The following is a 20425-nucleotide window of genomic DNA, read 5'->3' on the forward strand; positions in this document are numbered from 1 at the left end:
AAGGTGGAAGAGACCATGTTTTTCAAAAAGATAGGCGTCATTGGCGGCGGTACAATGGGCCAAGGCATTGCAGAGATGCTTGCTGTTAAAGGTCTAGATGTATTGCTTGTTGAGCAAACGCCAGAAAAATTAGACCATGCTTATTCCATGATCGAACTGAGCTTGGACAAGCAGTTAGAGAAATGGGCAATTACCCAAGCAGAAAAAAAACTGATCTTGTCTCGTATCGATAAGGTTACTCACTTGGCAGAACTAAGTTCTTGCGATATGGTTATCGAGACCATTTCTGAAGATCTTGATGCAAAGAAAGCAGTATTTGCAGAATTGGATCGCGTTTGCCCAAGTAACATTATATTAGCGAGCAATACTTCTACATTATCTCTTACTGAGCTGGCTAGCACGACGAAATATCCTGGGCGTGTAATCGGCATGCACTTTATTTATCCGGTATCCAAAATTGATTTGGTTGAAATTATCCGTGGTTTGAAAACATCTGAAGAAACATTCTCCGAAACGAAACGTTTTGTAGAAGAAGTTGTTCAGAAGAAGGGCGTAATGGTATATGAATCGCCTGGTTTCGTAACTACACGGCTTATTTGCGTGCTTATTAACGAAGCTCTTCACGTTCTTCAAGAAGGTGTTGCTACACCTGAAGACGTCGACAATGCAATGAAAATCGGTTATAATTTCCAATATGGTCCGCTTGAAATGGCAGATCACTTTGGACTTGACTCGGTATTGGCAGCGATGGAAGGAATGTTCCGTGAGTTCGGGGATATCAAGTATCGTCCGTCTGTGTTGTTGAAAAAAATGGTGCGTGCAAATCAACTAGGCGTTAAGACTGGCGCTGGATTTTTCAAGTATGACAAGGATGGGGATAGACTATGAAAATTCTCGTAATAAACGCAGGAAGCTCGTCGTTGAAATACCAAGTATATGATATGTCAAGTGAAACAGCTCTAGCGAGTGGTCGCGTTGAGCGTATTGGCATGGATTCATCTATTCTCGTTCATGAGCCTCATCATACAGACGAGACATCAGAAGTAAGTGAAATCCTTGACCACACGACTGCAATCCGTAAAGTCTTGGACAAGTTGACAGATGCGGAAGTTGGAGTAGTGAAATCCATTGATGAAATCGAAGCTGTTGGACATCGTGTCGTTCACGGCGGTGAAACCTTCAAAGGATCCGTACTTGTTACTTCAGAAGTTAAGGCAGAAATTCGTCGTCTATTCGACTTGGCACCGCTTCATAACCCAGCATGTATGATGGGTATTAAAGCAGCAGAATCGAATATGCCGAATGTTCCACAAGTTTGTGTATTCGATACGGCATTCCATCAATCGATGCCAGCAAGATCTTATATGTACGCGATTCCGCAAGTACTTTACAAGAAGCATAAGATTCGCCGTTACGGTTTCCATGGTACATCTCATGACTATGTAAGTAAGCAAGCTGCGGCAGTTGTGAACCGTCCGCTTGAAGACTTGAAGATCATTACTTGTCATATCGGTAATGGCGGAAGCTTGACGGCTGTTCAAGGTGGTAAATCTGTCGATACTACGATGGGTATGACACCGCTTGAAGGTCTGATGATGGGTACTCGCTCTGGTGACTTGGACCCTGCAATCGTGCCATATACAATGAGCAAAGAGGATCTTACTGTAAATGAAGTAAACTCTATGTTGAACAAGCACAGTGGTTTGCAAGCAATCTCGGGTACATCCAGTGATATGCGTGAGATTGAAGAAGGCATGCAAAATGGTGAACCGAATGCAACATTGGCATTCGAAATGTACGAATATCGTATCCGCAAATATATCGGTGCTTATGCAGCGGCTATGGACGGAGCAGACGTAATCGTATTTACAGCGGGTGTAGGAGAGAACTCGGCTACAGTTCGCCAACGTGTTTGTGAGAAATTGACATTCTTGGGCGTTGAAATTGACCAAGAGTTAAATAAAATCCGCTCTAAAGAGCCTCGTTATATTTCGACACCGAACTCTAAAATTGCGGTACTCGTCATTCCTACGAATGAAGAGCTCATGATTGCACGTGATACGTATCGTCTTGCTAACAACGCGAAGTAAATCGCATAACGTATAAGCATAACAAGGGAGAGAACGAAGACAATGGCAACAACTTGTGTCATTCGTGAAGTTAGCCGCCATGTGGGCGAAGAAGTCCGCATCGGTTGCTGGCTTCATAATAAGCGCTCCAGCGGCAAGATTCAATTTCTACAGCTGCGTGATGGATCAGGCTATATTCAAGGTGTAGCAGTACGCAGCGACTTGCCAGAGGAAGTATGGGAAGCGGCAAAGAGCCTAACACAAGAAAGTTCCTTGTACGTAACAGGAACGATTCGTGCAGAAGAGCGCTCCAAGTCTGGATATGAGATGACGGTAACGGGCATCGAAATTATTCAGATTACGGAAGATTATCCGATTACGCCGAAGGAGCATGGTGTTGACTTCTTGATGGATCATCGCCACCTTTGGATCCGTGCACCGAAGCAGCGTGCGATTCTAACGGTTCGTGCGGAAATTATTCGTGCGGTTCAGCAATTTTTCGATGAGCGTGGTTTTGCACTTGTTGATCCGCCAATCTTGACACCTTCTTCTTGCGAAGGTACGACGAATTTGTTCCATACGAAGTATTTCGAAGAGGATGCTTTCTTGACACAAAGTGGTCAGCTTTACATGGAAGCAGCGGCAATGGCTCTAGGGAAAGTATATTCCTTCGGTCCAACGTTCCGTGCAGAGAAGTCGAAAACTCGTCGTCACTTGATCGAGTTCTGGATGATTGAGCCTGAGATGGCATTCGTTGATCATGAAGAGAACCTTCGTGTTCAAGAGCAGTTCGTTTCTTATGTGGTTCAAACCGTGTTGAAAAACTGCCGTGCGGAGTTGGAGACATTGGGACGTGACGTTTCCAAGCTTGAAAAAGTTGTCGCTCCATTCCCACGCATCACTTATGACGACGCGATTAAATTCTTGCAAGAGCAAGGCTTTGATATTCCATGGGGTGAAGATTTCGGTGCTCCTCATGAAACAGCGATTGCTGAGAAATATGAGACACCGGTATTTATTACGCATTATCCAACGACAATTAAGGCATTCTATATGAAGCCAGATCCTAATCGTCCTGATGTTGTGCTCTGTGCAGACATGATCGCACCAGAAGGATACGGAGAGATTATCGGTGGATCCCAGCGTATCGACGATCCTGCTCTTATGGAAGAACGTTTCCGTGAGCATGAGTTGTCCACAGAAGCGTACCAATGGTACATGGATCTTCGTAAATACGGAACGGTTCCTCACTCAGGATTCGGTCTTGGATTGGAGCGTACTGTCGCTTGGATCTGTGGTCTTGATCATGTTCGTGAGACGATTGCATTCCCACGTACGTTATATCGCTTGTATCCATAACATCTTCATAAAGATGAATACATACATCCCGTACTACTTTTGTGGTACGGGATGTATTGTCTTTTCCATTACAAAAATGAGCAAATTATGAGACAATAGGACAAAGGTGGAAGTCTTTAAAGAAAGCTGCCTTGAAGTTGAATGGTTGCTGATGAAGGAACGGGAGGGGAACGTATGAGCGCAGATGCATGGCGAGCTTATGCGAAGGGCATCGCCCTACAGATGCAAAGTGGACAACTCTCACTTCCTGCCACTTTGTTTACGCATTATAAACGTCTCCAATTAACAGATATTGAAGTGATGCTGCTTATTCACTTAATGGACTTCAAACAGAATGAATATAAAGAATTCCCTACCATTGATGAGATACAAGAACGTATGAGTTCAACGGAAACGGTAGTTATTTCAGCCCTGCAGCGCTTAATTAAAGAGGGTTTCCTATCGATTGATGAACAAATAGATCCAATCACCCGAGTGCAGGGAGAATGTTACAATCTTGAAGGGTTATGGGAGAGACTGGCAGTCATTCTTGCAGAAGATATTCGAGAGGAACGTCAACGACAAAAGCAGCAGACTGGAAATCGTTCAGAGAAGAACGCGCCTAACTTGTTTGATATCTTCGAGAAAGAATTCGGCAGGCCATTATCACCGATGGAATGTGAGACGATTGCAGGTTGGATTGATGACGATCATTATTCGGAACCAATCATTCTTATGGCTTTAAAAGAAGCTGTATTTGCTGGAAAAGTGCATTTCCGTTATGTCGATCGCATTTTATTGGAATGGAGTCGCAACAAAATACGGACGGTTGAAGATGCCCGTAACTTTACTCAAAAGTTTCGCGGTACTGGCCGATCATAATGAAGCCCGCTGCTACTTATTGGCAGCGGGCTTAAATTATTTGTTTGATGTATCAGGAGATAAACTCGCATCTGTTGGGGTCACAACATTTTGCAAGGTAACAGAGGCGAATCCAGATAAGTTAAGTTGTACAACATGGCGAATGAGATGCTGGTGCAGATCATCTAGCAGCTTTTTCTCTTCTGGACTGCTTACTTGCGCATAAATTTGCAGAGAAACTACGTCTTGAGACATGTTAACCCTCCTTAGTACGTTACTAATATTGTATGAAAGTGTATGGAAGGTGAAATGGACAATCTAACCGTGTAGTTTACACCAATTTTTGTTGCAAAGCCGTCGATTGTTTGAAAGATAGGGTTATATTCGATTCTTGTCTTTTCATAGAATGAGAACGAATAACGACAGGGCGGTGAAGGGATGGCTTTTGTTGTCAGGTATAGTGATAATCAGAGAGGCGCCATCACATTTACAGGGAACACGCTAGGCCTTAGTCGATCAGATACGGTGGGCGTACCGGGAACGTTAGATAGCATAGGTGCCTTCACGACCGTCGACACCACTTTACAATTCGGCTCTTATCCTGCCGGGACGACCTCAAACTATACACTAAACAGCTCTGCCGCAGTGTTAGTCATTCCCTCTGGTAGTACCGTATTGTACGCTGAATTAATTTGGGGCGGCACTTATATCAACGGTAATGTCAATTTAACGACAAGTATCAATAATCCTGTTACCCTTCGAACAGCAACTGGCACATCTTACAGCATTCAACCAGATAGCACGACTGCGCAAAGCGTGACAATGGCTACAGGCATCTATGGTTACGTAAGGTCAGCCAACATTACATCGATTATAAGCAGTACAGGGGCTGGTACCTATACCGTTGGGAACGTAGTTGGCACCATCGTCGTTCCAGATGACACATCCAATCATGCAGGTTGGACGCTTGCTGTCGTCTATCTAAATCCTACGCTTCCATTTCGCAATATGTCTCTACGAGTAGGCTCTTTATACATCAGTGCTGGAGGTTCAGCTGTATCTACTTCAATTACAGGATTCGCTACACCGACGTCTGGAACCGTTTCAGGAAGAGCGTTGTTTAGTGCGCAAGAAGGGGATGCCAATAGGACGGGAGATCAAGCCAAGTTTGGACCAAATACAAGTAATTTAACGATATTAAGCGGGCCAAACAATTTTGCTAATAACTTCTTTGCCTCTCAAATTAATAAGGATGACGGAACGTTAGACACAAGCGGAACCTTTGGAACTAGAAATGCGATAAATGGTGCACCTGGGACCAATATTTCAGGGGGAAGACAAGGGTGGGACATTACAAATGTCGATGTTTCTTCTACGCTAAGCAACAATCAAACCAGTGCCGTACTTCAACTAACTTCCTCTGGTGATGCCTATTTAGTCAGCGCCAATGCGCTGCAAATTAATATCAATTCTCCCCAAGTAAATGTAACCAAATCTACATCGTCCACCTTTGCTGTAGTCGGAGATAACATTACGTATACGGTTGTCATTACGAATACTGGATCTTTAAATGCAACCAGTGCGGTTTTCACGGACCTAATTCCTTCAGGTACAACACTTGTTGCCAATAGTGTCAGATTGAATGGGACAACATTGAGCAATCCAAATTTGAGCTCAGGTATTTCACTAGGAACTTTGGCACCAGGAAGCACGAACACGATTCAATTCACGATCAATGTCGGGTCAGTTCCAACTGGATTTCAAGAAAATAATCAGGCGGTAGTTAGCTATTCTTTCCAAAGTATAACTGGAGGGGCTACTGTTTCAGGCTCTTCTGTATCGAATGTAAGCAGTGTTCCAGTATTAGCACCGATTATTAGTCTAGTGAAGTCAGGTAGTTCTACTGCTGCTACCGTAGGTGATACTATCACTTATACCATTGCAGTTCGAAATACAGGTAGCATTAGTGCCAATGTAACGGTAACCGATCCTATCCCAAGCGGTTCAGTCTTTGTACCGAACAGTGTACGGGTTGGAGGCGTGCCGGTTCCAGGAGGGAATCCAGTGTCAGGAATCAATTCGGGGAACGTACCCCCTAACGGTACGGTGAACGTGAGCTTTGATGTAAATGTAACTCAAGTTCCGACACCCCAGCAGTTGACAAACCAAGCATCCGCCGCATATACGTTCCAGCCGCCAGACGGTAGGACGATAAGCGGATCTTCTCAATCGAACAGTTTGTCTATTCCTGTATCCGCGCCAAATGTCAGTGTAGTCAAAAGCACATCTGCTATCGATGCAGTAGTGGGGGATACCGTTACTTTCGCGGTAAACGTAACGAACAACGGGATTGCCAACGTAACGAACGCCGTGCTTATTGACCCTGTTCCAGGCACAGGATCTTTTGTAGCGGGAAGTGTTACGATAGCTGGGGTACCCCAGCCATTGGCGAATCCTACTACAGGAATTGCGATCGGAACGATAACGCCCGGACAGACAATTCCAGTAACGTTTCAATTCGCAGTTAATGCATTACCATCATCACCTAGCAACTGGAACAATCAAGCCACATTAAGCTTTACATCGGGAACATTTACAGGAACGTCAACTTCTAACCTGCTAGTGCTGCCGATATACAATTCCACTGTAACAGCCGTTAAAAGTGCAAGCCAGTCTGTTGCACAGGTGGGAGATACGCTCACATTCACTGTACAGCTCTCAAATGCGGGTAACCTATCATCTACGATGGTTCTGACGGATACGATTCCAACGGGAACTGTATTCGTGCCTAACAGTGTGAAAGTGAATGGAGTCACCCAAACAGGAGCTAATCCATCGATAGGTGTGCAGGTACCTGCTGTTGCCGCAGGAGCAAGCGCAACGGTTACATTCCAGGTAAACGTTGTTTCGGTTGCACCGTCACAACAAATTAACAATCAAGCCTCTGTTGCATATACATTCCAACCACCGGATGGCAGAACAATTACGCGTAATGCGAGCTCAAATACGGTAACTGTTCCTGTTTCTGCACCAAATGTTTCCGTAACGAAAGCAGTAAGTGGGACAGCAGCAGCCGTTGGCGACCTTATTACTTACACGATTAATGTTAGAAATCAAGGTGTTGAGAATGTAACCAGCGCCGTTTTGACAGATACGATTGCAAGTGGCTCTTCATTCGTTCCGAATAGTGTCAGCGTAAATGGAGTCTCCCGGCCTGGCTTAGATCCTTCGCTAGGAATAACAATTGGGACCATCACTCCTGGTCTGACGATTCCAGTTACATTTCAAGTTAGAGTTGACTCTATCCCTCAGCCATCGGGCATTTTACTGAATCAGAGCAATGTGTCCTTTACAGCAGGAACGTTTACGGGGACTTCGACATCCAACACGGTAAGTATTCCGGTATACCAGCCGATCATAAGTGCGACAAAGCAGGGAAGTGAATCCCGAGCCACAGTAGGCGATACACTGACATATACGATCTCGATACAGAATACGGGAAATTATGCGGCTACTGCTACGGTGACAGATACGATACCAGCAGGAACAGCTTTTATCGCGAACAGTGTTGTCGTAAATGGTGTGCCACAGCCTGGAACTTCACCGGGCACAGGCATTCCAGCCGGCGTTATTGCTCCAGGTGGAAGCGTGACGGTTACGTTTCAAGTCAATGTTGCTTCTTTGCCTACTCCACAGATTCTATCCAATCAGGCAACGATCAGCTATTCGTACCTGCTTCCTGATGGACGTACTTTAACAGGAACAGCTTTATCAAGTACGTCATCGATACCAGTATCATCTCCTACGGTGAATGTTACATTGTCTGCGAATTTGCCAGATGTAACAGTGGGGGATATTATCACCTACACTATTAATACCAATAACGCTGGAATTGCTAATATTAGTGCAGTTATTGCTTCCGATCAGTTGGCAGCAGGAACTTCATTTATTCCCGGAAGTGTAGTGGTAAACGGAGTATCAGCTCCAGCAGAAGATCCACGCAGCGGTATTCCAATTGGGGTTATTACAGCTGGGCAATCGATTCCGGTTACTTTCCAGGTGAGCGTTGATACACTTCCAAACCCTGCACAATTGACTACGCAAGCCATCGTTTCCTATACAGCCGGTACATTTTCGGGAACATCAGCTTCCAACTCACTCACTATTCCTGTATACCAACCTATTGTCACAGCGGTTAAAAGTGCCAATCTTACAAGATCGACTGTAGGAGATACAATCACCTATTCCATCTCAATCACGAATACGGGAAATTATGCCGCGAGCTCTATTTTGACAGACACGATACCATCGGGGACGACATTTGTGCCCAATACGGTTATCATTTCAGGTGTGCCACAGCCTAATGCCGACCCTGCTACTGGAATCGCGCTAGGTTCAGTATTAGCAGGGGAGAACGTGATCGTTACGTTCCAAGTGAACGTTACATCGTTACCGAACCCTCAAACATTGAACAACCAAGCATCTATTGCCTATAACTATCAGCTGCCATCCGGTAGGGCTATCAACCGGAGCATTACTTCCAACCTACTAACTATTCCTGTGTCTGCGCCAAACGTATCCATTGTGAAAAGCGTCAGTGCAAATGAAGCTGCACTGAATGATAGTTTGACTTATACGTTAGCGATTACGAACGATGGCTTTGAAAATGTTACAAATGCAATTGTAAGTGACTCTATCGCATCAGGATCATCTTTTGTACCGGGCAGTGTGATTGTAGGTGGAATAAGCCGTCCGACTGCGAATCCAAGCAGCGGTATTAATGTCGGAACGATTGTACCCGGCCAGACGTTGAATGTCGTGTTTCAAGTTCAAGTAACGTCACTACCCGCACCACCAATACTAACGAACACGGCAACGGTCAGTTTTACAGCAGGGACATTTACAGGCAGCTCAACTTCGAATACGAGTTCTGTACCTGTTTATGAAGCCATTATACAGTCGACGAAGTCTGCTAATTCCGCTAATGCTACTGTGGGCGATACGATCACGTATACAATATCTGCTAGCAACAGTGGTGATATCTCAGCAAATACAACGATAACCGACCCGATTCCTGATGGAACGGTTTTTGTACCAAACACGGTAACGATAAACGGTATCCCAGTTCCAGGAGCTCGTATCGATAATGGAGTCAATATTGGGTTGGTTGCACCTAACACGACTTCGGTATTAACGTTTCAATTGAATGTTGTATCTGTGCCGGTACTGCAGGCGATTAGCAACAGCGCAGCCATAGCCTATTCTTTCACATTACCTTCAAGTCGAATCGTTTCCCGATCATCGACGACCAATACGGTTACGATTCCAGTATCATCCCCAGATGTTAGTGTGACGAAGTCATCTAATGTGAATGCAGTTGTTGTCGGTGACCAGATTGTTTATAGCTTCGCAGTTCGTAATAGAGGGATTGAAAATGTAACGAATGCGGTGCTTGTTGATCCTATCGCCGCAGGCTCTACTTTTGTAACAGACAGTGTTACGGTTGATGGATTCCCAAGGCTAAATGAGAGCCCTACTAACGGCATTTCATTAGGTACGATCGTGCCAGGCCAAACAGTCAATGTCAGTTTTACGGTTAACGTCGTTTCACTTCCTGTATCAGGGGAACTAACGGATCAAGCAACGGTCAGTTTCTCTTCGGGTACGTTTACGGGCTCTACTTGGTCGAATTCACTTTCTATCCCTGTGTTTCAGCCAATTATTACAGCGAATAAGCAGGCGAATCAAACGGTAGCAACGGTTGGGGATATCGTTACGTATACGATTGTTGTCAACAATACGGGCAATCTGATCGTCACGGGAACCTTAATTGATAATGTGCCGCCAGGCGCTGTATTACTGGGGAACAGTGTAATTGTTAACGGAGTGCCGCAGCCAGGAGTGAACCCTGCTACAGGCATTCCATTGGGGACGATTGAAGCGGGTGGTACAGCGAATGTTTCTTTCAAAGTGAATGTCACGTCGCTTCCATCTCCGCAAGAGCTTGTCAATCAATCTACGGTGGGCTATGCGTATCATACGCCTGATGGACGCACACTCATTGACTCTGTTCAATCGAATACGGTTACGATTCCTGTGTCTGCACCAAATTTGTCTTTGGCTAAGTCCTCCAACTACAGTTCTGTGGGCATTGGCGATAACATTACTTACTCGATAAACCTGACCAATAGTGGCATTGAAGATGTCACAGATGTGAGCCTAACTGATCCGATTCCAACTGGTACGTCATTTGTGCCAGGAAGCGTAACGATTAACGGAGTCCCTGCTCCAGGAGCAGACCCACAGTCGGGTATCCTTGTTGGATCGATCGCTCCAAGTGTAACGGTTCCCGTTACGTTCCAGGTAAATGTGAATGCTGTTCCCGTTCCTCCAACTTTAGTGAATCAGGCTACAGCTTCCTTTACTTCAGGTACGTTTACGGGTACTTCAACTTCCAATACCGTACAAGTGAATGTATTTCAGCCTGCACTTACCTTAGTGAAGAGTTCGGAATTGTCGAACGCGACAGTAGGAGATACATTTACGTACACGATTCAAGTTAGTAATGCTGGTAATATTGATGCAAACATTTCAATTACGGATGCGATACCAAATGGAGCTGTCTTTGTTCCCAATTCTGTACTTGTAGGAGGAGCACCTCTTCCTGGCGCAGATCCGCAGGTTGGATTCAGTATTGGAAGCCTAGGAGTCAATTCGAATGTGCCAGTTAGTTTTCAAGTCAATGTCACCAACCAGCCGACACCACCTGTATTGTCAAACCAAGCAGCAGCTTCATTTACATTTACCTTGCCAGATGGAAGAACATTAAGTGGAAATGCACAATCCAATGTCGTAAATGTTCCTATTTCTGTGCCAGATGTTTCGCTTACCCAGACTGCTAATCAAACCAGTGTAGCAGTGGGCGATGTCATTACGTACTCTGTTACGGCAACTAACAATGGATTCGAAGGACTAACAGCAGTTCAATTGACGGAAATTATTCCACCAGGTACGTCATTTGTACCAGGAAGTGTAACCGTAAATGGAACACCAGTACCGGGAGCAAATCCTGCATCAGGCATTGTACTAGGTACATTAGGCACAGGGCAATCCGTGCTAGTGACTTATCAGCTGCAAGTAAATGCATTGCCGACACCTCCAGAGGTGCTTACGCAGCCGACGGTGTCATTCACAAGAGGAACATTCTCTGGTTCTACGGTAGCAGATCCGCTTCGCATACCTGTGTTCCAAGCGACGCTTGCAGCTGTGAAAAGCGCCAATCAAACGGTTGCCAGTGTAGGCGATACAATTACGTATTCTGTTGTCGTATCTAACACGGGCAATATAGCAGCCACTACAGTTGTGACGGATCCCGTTCCAGGAAATGCTGTCTTTATTCCTAATAGTGTAACGATTGATGGGGTACCAGCAGCAGGTGTCAATCCTACAACAGGCATATCGATTACAGTTAGCCCAACTTCAAGCGTTACGGTCACCTTCCAAATGAATATTATCACTACTCCAGATGGTGGCGATATGAGCAATCAGGCTACAGCTGCATTTACATTCCAATTGCCGGATGGAAGAACAAAGAGCGGCAGTGTTAATTCTAATATCGTAACAATACCAGTATCTTTACCTAGTCTTTCTGTAGTCAAGAGCACACAAGCTACAGAAGCAGCTATCGGGGATACCATAACATACAGCGTGCTGCTTACAAATGAAAGTATAGAGGCAATTACGAACGTGATTGTAAATGATCCGCTGCCGAGTGGGGCTAATTTTGTAGCGGGTAGTGTGACAGTGAACGGCACACCTCTACCAACAGCAAATCCAGCGACAGGAATATTTGTCGGGGTAATCGCCCAGAGTGCTAGCGCTACGGTTACCTATCAGCTACAGGTTATTTCACTACCACCTTCGCAGTCCATTGATAATTTAGCGAGTGCAACTTTCTCTTTAGGAACGTATAGCTCGACAGTACCATCGAATCCGGTTTCTGTTCCTGTGTATGAAGCATCGATTACAGCGCTGAAGAGTGCTTCGCAGACCGTGGCGACGATAGGTGATACTTTGCTGTATACGATTATTGTCTCAAATGTAGGGAATACAGCAGCTACAGGAGTATTGACGGATACAACACCGACGGGCAGCGTATTTGTACCAGGTAGTGTCACTATCAATGGAGTTTCTCAGCCAGGAGTGGATCCGAATGTAGGCGTGACTTTAGGAACGATTGCAGCAAATGGGTCGGTAACCGTAGGCTTCCAGGTTAACATTGTATCTTTACCACCTTCGCAGGAACTGCTTAATCAGGCCAATATAAGTTACAGCTATTCTTTACCTTCTGGACGCAGCATTTCAGGTACGGCTCAATCTAACATTGTAACCATCCCAATATCATCACCTGACGTAACAATACAGAAATCAGCCAACGTTTCGGTTGCGGTGTTTAATGATGTTGTGATTTATTCCATTACCGTTACTAATAACGGAATTGAAACGGTCAATAACGCAGTTGTATTTGATCCGATTCCAGCGGGCAGTGTATTTGTAGCGGGTAGTGTGACGGTTAATGGAATAAGTGTCCCTGATAGCCAACCTACGTCGGGGATTGATCTATTTGCGATTGCACCGGGGCAGACAGAGACGGCTACATTCCAAGTGAGAGTGGTTTCTCTGCCTAATCCACCTACATTATCAAACCGCGCTACTGTGAGCTTTACATCTGGAACGTTCACGGGCAGTTCGGTGTCAAATACGGTAACCGTTGCGGTTGTTCAGCCGATTATTACCGTGACGAAGACCGTAAGTCAAACAGAGGCTACAGTAGGGGATATTGTAACGTATACACTTGTAGCACAAAATGAAGGCAATATAGGAGCCTCAACGGTTTTAACAGATCCGATTGCAGAAGGAGGTACTTTTGTTCCTGGCACTGTTACCATTAATGGTATCCCGTCTCCAGCTTCTAATCCACAAACAGGGATTACATTGAGTAATGTTGCCCCAGGGACGTCGACGACGGTTACTTTCCAAGTTGAAGTGACATCGGTCCCCCCCTTGACAGGCTGACGAATGAGGTAGCGGCTGCGATTGAATTTGAGCCTTATGGCGGAAGAACGGTCTATACGGAGACTTTATCCAATCAAGTGGTCGTTCCGGTTTATGACTCTGCCGTCAGCCTGACTAAGATAGCCGATGTTATAGATGCGATTGCGGGTGAATTCGTTTTATTTACGATTGTTATTCAAAATGATTCAACAAGAACATTGAATCAGGCATTACTTTCTGATGTGCTTGCTGAATATTATCAGTTCATTTCTGGCAGTGTTGTTGTTCAAGGTGTACGGCAGCCTTATACAACCCCGTATGCCATTACAATTGGCGTGTTGGAACCAGGAGAAAGAATCGTTATCTCGTATCGTGCGTTAATTACTTATGTACCGGACAGGATTATGACAAGTACACAAGCGAGCCTGTCATATCAGGTGAGTTCGGATCCGTCAATCATAAGCTCCAACATCGTTCATATTGAATTATTTCCATCAGCCGTGCAATTATCGAAGGAATCGAACGTATCAACGGTCATCGTTGGAAGTCGTGTTACGTATTACATTAATGCTGTTCATTTTGGAGTATTTTCTGGGCAACTGCTGCTTATTGATAAGCTGCCGAGCGAAGTGGAGTTTATATCAGGTAGTTTAGTTGTTAATGGTGAACTGCGACGAGATGAAACGCCAGAAACAGGAATTAAGTGGGATCCATTTATGGTTGGACAATTGGTAAGAGTGAGTTTTGATGTGACGGTAAAAGCAAGACCGCTTACTGGAAAGCTAGTAAACGAGGTTGACGCGTTGTTTACGGTACAATTACCGAGTGGCCGTAAAGCTGTCAGTACTTATGATGCACAAGCAGAGCAAATCGTTGTAGCAGAGCCGCTTGTCGTTCGAAAATCGGCTTCTACATCTGCTATTTCACTGGGTGAGGAAGTTGGATATACGATTGCGATTACGAACGTTATGGCATACGCGCTAAATGAGTTATTTGTTGTTGATCTACTGCCGAGCAGTTTGCAGTTAGTTCTGGGCAGTGTGGCTATCAATGGTTGGCCAGATCCCAATGTAAATGATCTCACTTCTGGTATACAACTGGGGACAATCGAAGCAGGGGCAACTATAACGATTGCATTTCGAGCGAGGCTTACTCAATATGAGCCGAATATGCTTATTACCAATCAAGCTGCAGTTCATTATTGGGTCGAATACAATCGAGGTTCTGTGCTGTCTAACATCGTAACGATAGTCGCTAATCCTGATCCGCCTAAGCCTCCGCCGCCTGTTGATCCCAAGCTGAGGTTGTATGTAGCGTCGCCTAGTATAACTGAGCCTGTATTTGTTGGAAGTGTTATTAATTTTCAATATATCCTTGAAAATATTTCAGAAGATGATTTATTTCAGCTGCTGCTGAAGTTTACGATGAATCAAAATGGGGCATTTGTTATTGGCAGCTTGTATGTAAATGGCATCTCACTTAATGATAATCCATTTGACGGTTTTATTATTCCACAATTGAAGATCGGTGAGAGAATTGAAGTCCGTTTCCAAATACGGATTGTAGGTGCAGGCGATGGCAGTCGACTCGTAGTAGGGGCTAGCGCAGACTATAACTATCGTGGAATTAATGGAGCAGTCATTTCGGAGCAAGTGGTTGCCATCCCAACCATTTATCGCTTATATGATGCTTCGGTAGATGTTGTAAAATTCACTTCTGCGAAGGTTGTAATGGTGGGAGATATTATTCAGTATGACATCTCGATTCAAAATACGGGTAATATACCGTTGAACCTAACTGCGACAGATAAGTTAGCATCTAATTTAAAACTCATCCCAAATAAACTAACGGTAAACGGGGTCATCGTTAACGATCGTGAGTTGAGTGATGGAATTACCATTTTAGATGCTGAACCAGGGGTGGCACATCGTATTCGATTTACAGCCGTAGTAACATACGCGAGTGGGCGTGCAATATCAAATGCTGCTTTTGTTGTTGCAACAGCAATTGTTGATAACGTAGTTAGAGAATTCTCATACCATTCGAATACGATTGAGATTAAATTGGTTGAGGACGAAGAATAGGCTAGAGGTTATGTGCGTATTTATCTATAAATAAATGCACGCTCGTTGTTGGTAAATAATAAACAAACATCCCGTATATCACTGAAAAGTGAAGCGGGATGTTTGTGTTTTTAGTATGTGAATGATAATAGAAAGTATCTTATTTACGCAGCAAGTCCATACGATACACATATTCAAACAAGAACTCAAAAGCTTCCAAATGACGCTTTGCTTCAAAGCTGTCAGCACCCCACGCATAGATGCCATGATTGCGCAGTACAATTCCAGGAATACTAGGATTTAAGCTTTGCGTGACCTCAGGAACGATGCTCGGAATGTGTGCGTAATTTGGTACAATTGGAATTTCGATGCGGGCATTCTCTTCCCAAATATTAAATGCTTTAATTAATTCCACAGCTTGTACGGGAACATAGCCTTGATCACCATATAATTCAGAAACGATACTGTTAAATACCGTATGCACATGAAAAATGGCACCACAGCCAGTTAACCGATAGATTTCGCAGTGAATGAGTGTCTCGGCGCTTGGCTTCAATGAAGTAGCGTCTGTAGGCACACCATTCTCGTTGACGAGCAAAAAGTCCTCAGGCGTATGAACTGACTTGTCCTTGCCGCTTGCTGTAATAGCAAATTGAAACTGTCCATCTGCTATATCTCCAACTCTAACAGATAAGTTGCCGCTCGTTCCTGGAAACCAATGACGTGCTGCGAATTGTTCTTTAATAGAGCGTAGTTGCTGAAAAGCATGTTGTTTCTGTTCGGATGATAGTGTGATCAACGCATAGAGCTCCCTTCGTGAATCAGATAGATTTATGAAGTTCGGGAATTAATAGTGGCAGATAAATGTTCGACAATATCATAGAATGTGTCGAAAGTTGCATGTGCTAATTCAAGTTCCTCGCATTTATTGATAAGCTCGGCACGCGCATAAACAAATTCCACGAGCTTAGCTGCAGCAAAGTCTGTTACACTATCGCCAATTACGATGCGTTCATATTGATCAGCAGGGAATTGACGCACGATCGTTGTTTTGCACATTCCGCAATCATTCGTACAAGGCTCTTGGCATGCATGCGGCCATGTGATTCGGATACATTCACCGCTGAAGTCGCTGCCGTTGCAATAAATATGATTGTGCGGTATATCAAATGGTTCCAGCAGCGGGTAGACGAAGAAGTCGATTCCACCACTTGTAACATAAAATTCAATCTCGTTTTTCTTGCAAAAGTCTAGAAACTCCTTGAAGCCAGGTCGAATAATGGCCTGGTCAATAGCTTGGCGAATGACCTGATCTTTCATTGAAGCGGGGAGTAAGGCGAACATTTGACCGACACCATCGCGAATGGTGATGCGTTCTGCTAGCACATCCTCAACGATGTCCCTCCATCCGTCCGGATTAAAGTGCTTAATAAGCGCTACGATATTGTCATTGGCCGTAATCGTTCCATCAAAATCACAAAAGATGACTTTCTTCTTCATGTTGTTCACTCTTTTGTCCCCCATATTTGAATCGCGTGATGCAATGCTTCGTGATTTTGGGCGTAATCTTTAAGGCTTGTCCCTTGCAGTACAGCATCAATGGCTTGAACGAATGCTTGACCGCCTCCTGCAGCTCCGAGTGGGTGTCCATGGACACCGCCGCCTGCATTGACGACCACATCAATACCGAAGTCGCGAATGATAAGCGGAACGAGTCCAGGATGAATGCCTGCAGATGGGACTGGGAAGCTTTGCTTCATTGGTCGATCTGTATCTAGACAAGCTTCGCGTATACCTTGTGTATCTTCCTGAGGCATCGTCACTGATCCATATGGTGAAGGGAACAGTACGAAGTCAGCTCCAGCTAAGCGAAGGAGCTTGCCTAGCAATAATCGAGCTGATATTCCATAGTGCGGCGATGGGTAAAGCGCTCCTGCCATAGCCGGATGAGCCATGATCGGTACTGAAATATCAGGATCAGAAGACAATCCGTGCAGGGCATCATATCCATAGCTAAGTACATTGAACAACAAAGCATTTGCACCTGCGTCAATAGCACGACGTGCTTGATCACGCAGTTCGAAGGTTGGTCCTGTCAAGTTCGCAGCATATAGCAGCTTTTTGCCTGTTTCTTCTTCCACTTGTTTAGCGGCTTCAAGACAAACTTTGACGCGGTCTTGAATTGGTGTCAGCGGATTTTCGAATAATATTTCGTCATCCTTAATGAGATCGACACCGCCTAACGCTTGCTGATGGAATTGTTCTCGCAGTGCGCTAAGGTCATGACCGATAACAGACTTGAAAATGCTCATAAGCAATGGGCGATTGTGTACACCCAGTTGTTCTCGAATGCCTGCGATTCCGAACTTTGGTCCTGAAAAGGCTTGTTGGAACGTAGATGACCAATCCAGATCAAGCAACTTGACGCGTCCATCCATGGATAACTTACCAAATACGGTTACGAGCAGTGCGGGGATATCACGGCTGAAATTCACATCTGGATAAGCGATGCGAACATCAGCATAGCGTTCATTAGGTACGTCGCTTTCGTGAATATGTACATCAACGACACGGCCCAGATGCTTTTGCATCGAGGCCTTCTTCGTCTCTGGAATGTCAGTCCAACTGCCGACGGTTAATCCAACTGCAATACTTTCTGCTTTTTTATGAAAATCGGCACGATCATCATATAAGCGATATGTTGCTACGCAAGTGTCACTCAATGTATCTCCCTCCCAATCTCTTCGCCCATTTCAGCGGCACGAGTTCGAGCGCGATGTACTGCCGATTTCACCGCCTCTCCAACACCGTTTTGATCCATAATGGTGAGAGCTGCTAGTGTTGCTCCGCCAGGTGAACATACTTTGCGTCGCAATTCGGCAGGTGATTCGCCCGTAAGTCGTACCATTTCAGCAGCTCCACGAACAGTTTGTACGACTAAATCATGGGCTTGCTCAGGCTCTAATCCTTCTTGGATGCCCGCTTCAATCATGGCTTCCATTAAATAGTATACATAAGCAGGGCCACTCCCGGAAACCCCTGTTATCGCATCAATCGAAACTTCTTCCACTTCTGCGACAATACCAATCGCCTGCAGCAGATTTATCGCAATCTCACGCTGCTCTGCAGTAACCTCGGAAGAGTAGCTTACACCTGTCGCGCCAAGTCCAATTGTGCTGGAAGTGTTCGGCATCGTGCGTACAACCGCGATCGTACCGAGCATGCGTTGTAGCGACTCAATGGAAAGTCCTGCGATGACAGAGACGACAAGGCAGTCTTTGCGCAAAAGCGAGCGCAATTCATGACAGGCTTCTCGTACATCTTTTGGCTTCATCGCTAAAATAATAATGTCTGCCTCGCTGAGCCAGCGGCGCTTTGTATCGATATCGTTATCAGCTTGGATTTCATAGCGTTGGCGCAACTCAGCTAAGCGCTCTTGGTTACTTCGATTAATCATTTGAATTTGGCTAGGAGCCGTTATGGATTGCTTCAGCATGCCGCGGACGATCGCTTCAGCTTGGGACCCGGCACCAAAGAAGCAGTAGGTTAGTGCTTTGTTGCTTGTCATTGAATTTACAGTGGATTGGTTCATTGTATGAAAACCTCCTAAGTCAAATATGTGTGCAGTTATTTGTATACAAGTAACCCGTCATTCCAGATCCTCATGACGTTTAAGGTGGAGGAGGGGATGACGGGTGAAGGCACTTATGACGAATTACACTTGAGATTAACCTCTAATTTGTCCAGTGCCGCTTATTCTGTACTTACTAGATGTCAATGCAGGCAGACCCATCGGTCCACGAGCGTGCAGCTTCTGAGTACTGATTCCGATTTCAGCGCCGAAGCCGAACTCGAAACCATCTGTAAAGCGAGTAGATGCATTATGGTATACAGCAGCAGCATCAACTTCTTGTAAGAAGCGTGCTGCATGCTCGTCACTCTCTGTAACAATGCACTCAGAATGCTTCGTCCCGAATTGGGAGATATGCTGCAGTGCTTCTTCGAGAGAATCGACGATGCGAACGTTAAGAATATAATCGTTATACTCGGTTTTGTAGTCTTGATCGGTTGCAAGTGTGATAGTTTCAACAAGTTGTTGTGTACGCGGACAACCTCGCAATTCTACATCACGTTCTTGGAAGGCTTGCAGCAGCTTCTGGGTCTGCTCCACATCATAGTCGCGATGGATAAGCAGCGTCTCCATAGAATTGCAAACGGATGGACGCTGAACTTTAGCATTGTAAGCGATCTGATGAGCCATCTCAGCGTTAGCACTTACATCGATAAACGTGTGACAAATGCCTGCACCTGTCTCAATTACCGGCACAGTGGCATTGCGCACTACATTTTGAATTAAGGAAGCTCCTCCACGAGGGATGACTACATCTAAGATTCCGTTTAAAGTCAGCATTTCATCTACAGATGCACGATCTGCATCTTCAATATACTGCAAAGCATTTACAGGAATTGCTGTTTCGCGTAATGCTTGATGAAGTACAGCTACGATACGTTTGTTCGTTTCAAGGGCAGCTGAGCCACCGCGGAGAACTACCGTATTTCCCGTCTTAAGACAAAGTCCTGCAGCATCGACTGTTACGTTAGGGCGTGCTTCGTAAATCATGCCGATGACACCGAGAGGTACACGTATTTGCTCGATCTTCAAGCCATTCGGGCGCTCGAATGCGTGTAGAACATCGCCAACAGGATCTTGCAGATTTACGATAAGGCGAAGACCTTGTGCAATGTCAGCAATACGTTCTTCATTGAGGGCGAGTCGATCAAGCAGCGATGCGCTGGTTCCATTTGTTCTGCCACGTTCCAAATCGAGTTTATTTGCTTCGATAATCGATTGTTGATCCGTAATGAGTTGGTCGGCCATGCGCAGCAAGGCGTTATTTTTCTCCTCTGTCGTTAAACGATTCATAATGACCGCCGCTTGCTTGGCAAGCAGCGCCTTGTTTTTAACTTCACTCATCTCTGGTTCCTCCTCTTACAACTGTCCTTCTATTATTCAGTTAAATAATTATGATAACCGGGTAA

General features: G+C 45.0%; 12 protein-coding genes. 6 read left to right on the plus strand and 6 right to left on the minus strand.

Annotated elements, in window-relative coordinates; genetic code table 11:
• Positions 1-15: 15 nt before the first annotated feature.
• The 4 genes from FPZ44_RS07600 to FPZ44_RS07615 all read left to right on the plus strand — a co-directional run bounded on the left by FPZ44_RS07600 (position 16) and on the right by FPZ44_RS07615 (position 4289).
• Positions 16-888 carry a 3-hydroxyacyl-CoA dehydrogenase family protein gene (locus tag FPZ44_RS07600; protein ID WP_144988887.1) on the plus strand — a complete coding sequence of 291 codons (873 nt, stop codon included), beginning with the start codon at positions 16-18 and terminating at the stop codon, positions 886-888.
• Positions 885-2090: an acetate/propionate family kinase gene (locus FPZ44_RS07605; RefSeq protein ID WP_144988890.1), complete on the plus strand. Its 1206-nt coding sequence runs from the start codon at positions 885-887 to the stop codon at positions 2088-2090. The genes FPZ44_RS07600 and FPZ44_RS07605 overlap by 4 nt, the downstream gene beginning before the upstream one ends.
• Before the next feature lie 42 nt (positions 2091-2132).
• Positions 2133-3428 (plus strand): asparagine--tRNA ligase, encoded by a 1296-nt coding sequence (asnS, locus tag FPZ44_RS07610; RefSeq protein WP_144988892.1) that lies wholly within the window; start codon positions 2133-2135, stop codon positions 3426-3428.
• A 174-nt stretch (positions 3429-3602) separates the two neighbouring features.
• Positions 3603-4289: a DnaD domain-containing protein gene (locus tag FPZ44_RS07615; protein ID WP_144988895.1), complete on the plus strand. Its 687-nt coding sequence runs from the start codon at positions 3603-3605 to the stop codon at positions 4287-4289.
• A gap of 36 nt (positions 4290-4325) precedes the next feature.
• On the opposite strand, the gene FPZ44_RS07620 is transcribed toward FPZ44_RS07615, so the two are convergent.
• Complete coding sequence (locus FPZ44_RS07620) at positions 4326-4523, minus strand: hypothetical protein (RefSeq protein WP_144988898.1); 198 nt, start codon at positions 4521-4523, stop codon at positions 4326-4328.
• A gap of 183 nt (positions 4524-4706) precedes the next feature.
• On the opposite strand from FPZ44_RS07620, the gene FPZ44_RS07625 reads away from it, so the two are divergent.
• Positions 4707-13343, plus strand: a complete 8637-nt coding sequence (locus tag FPZ44_RS07625) for a DUF11 domain-containing protein (protein ID WP_144988901.1) — start codon at positions 4707-4709, stop codon at positions 13341-13343.
• Positions 13344-13420: 77 nt separating this feature from the next.
• A complete protein-coding gene (locus tag FPZ44_RS07630; RefSeq protein WP_144988904.1) occupies positions 13421-15406 on the plus strand; it encodes a DUF11 domain-containing protein in 1986 nt (661 codons plus the stop codon).
• A 139-nt stretch (positions 15407-15545) separates the two neighbouring features.
• Here FPZ44_RS07630 and mtnB read toward each other — a convergent pair whose 3' ends face one another.
• The 5 genes from mtnB to FPZ44_RS07655 form a co-directional block, all read right to left on the minus strand.
• A complete protein-coding gene (gene mtnB, locus FPZ44_RS07635; RefSeq protein WP_144988907.1) occupies positions 15546-16184 on the minus strand; it encodes a methylthioribulose 1-phosphate dehydratase in 639 nt (212 codons plus the stop codon).
• A gap of 32 nt (positions 16185-16216) precedes the next feature.
• Complete coding sequence (locus tag FPZ44_RS07640) at positions 16217-16885, minus strand: 2-hydroxy-3-keto-5-methylthiopentenyl-1-phosphate phosphatase (RefSeq protein ID WP_418789169.1); 669 nt, start codon at positions 16883-16885, stop codon at positions 16217-16219.
• A gap of 5 nt (positions 16886-16890) precedes the next feature.
• Positions 16891-18108 carry a 2,3-diketo-5-methylthiopentyl-1-phosphate enolase gene (locus tag FPZ44_RS07645; protein WP_144988912.1) on the minus strand — a complete coding sequence of 406 codons (1218 nt, stop codon included), beginning with the start codon at positions 18106-18108 and terminating at the stop codon, positions 16891-16893.
• On the minus strand, positions 18105-18977 hold the full coding sequence (gene proC, locus FPZ44_RS07650) for a pyrroline-5-carboxylate reductase (RefSeq protein WP_144988915.1): 873 nt from the start codon (positions 18975-18977) through the stop codon (positions 18105-18107). Before proC ends, FPZ44_RS07645 begins: the two co-directional genes overlap by 4 nt.
• Positions 18978-19112: 135 nt before the next feature.
• Complete coding sequence (locus tag FPZ44_RS07655) at positions 19113-20360, minus strand: glutamate-5-semialdehyde dehydrogenase (RefSeq protein WP_144988917.1); 1248 nt, start codon at positions 20358-20360, stop codon at positions 19113-19115.
• Positions 20361-20425 lie beyond the last annotated feature (65 nt).

This window comes from Paenibacillus agilis (genome assembly GCF_007786455.1).
GTDB classification, from domain to species: Bacteria; Bacillota; Bacilli; order Paenibacillales; family Paenibacillaceae; genus Paenibacillus_B; species Paenibacillus_B agilis.

Bases quoted from the DNA above. Each gene is read 5' to 3' on its own strand.
- FPZ44_RS07620 (WP_144988898.1), bottom strand. From the start codon at position 4,523: ATGTCTCAAGACGTAGTTTCTCTGCAAATTTATGCGCAAGTAAGCAGT.
- FPZ44_RS07615 (WP_144988895.1), top strand. From the start codon at position 3,603: ATGAGCGCAGATGCATGGCGAGCTTATGCGAAGGGCATCGCCCTACAG.
- FPZ44_RS07625 (WP_144988901.1), top strand. From the start codon at position 4,707: ATGGCTTTTGTTGTCAGGTATAGTGATAATCAGAGAGGCGCCATCACA.
- FPZ44_RS07605 (WP_144988890.1), top strand. From the start codon at position 885: ATGAAAATTCTCGTAATAAACGCAGGAAGCTCGTCGTTGAAATACCAA.
- asnS (WP_144988892.1), top strand. From the start codon at position 2,133: ATGGCAACAACTTGTGTCATTCGTGAAGTTAGCCGCCATGTGGGCGAA.
- FPZ44_RS07640 (WP_418789169.1), bottom strand. From the start codon at position 16,885: ATGAAGAAGAAAGTCATCTTTTGTGATTTTGATGGAACGATTACGGCC.
- FPZ44_RS07655 (WP_144988917.1), bottom strand. From the start codon at position 20,360: ATGAGTGAAGTTAAAAACAAGGCGCTGCTTGCCAAGCAAGCGGCGGTC.
- FPZ44_RS07600 (WP_144988887.1), top strand. From the start codon at position 16: ATGTTTTTCAAAAAGATAGGCGTCATTGGCGGCGGTACAATGGGCCAA.
- proC (WP_144988915.1), bottom strand. From the start codon at position 18,977: ATGAACCAATCCACTGTAAATTCAATGACAAGCAACAAAGCACTAACC.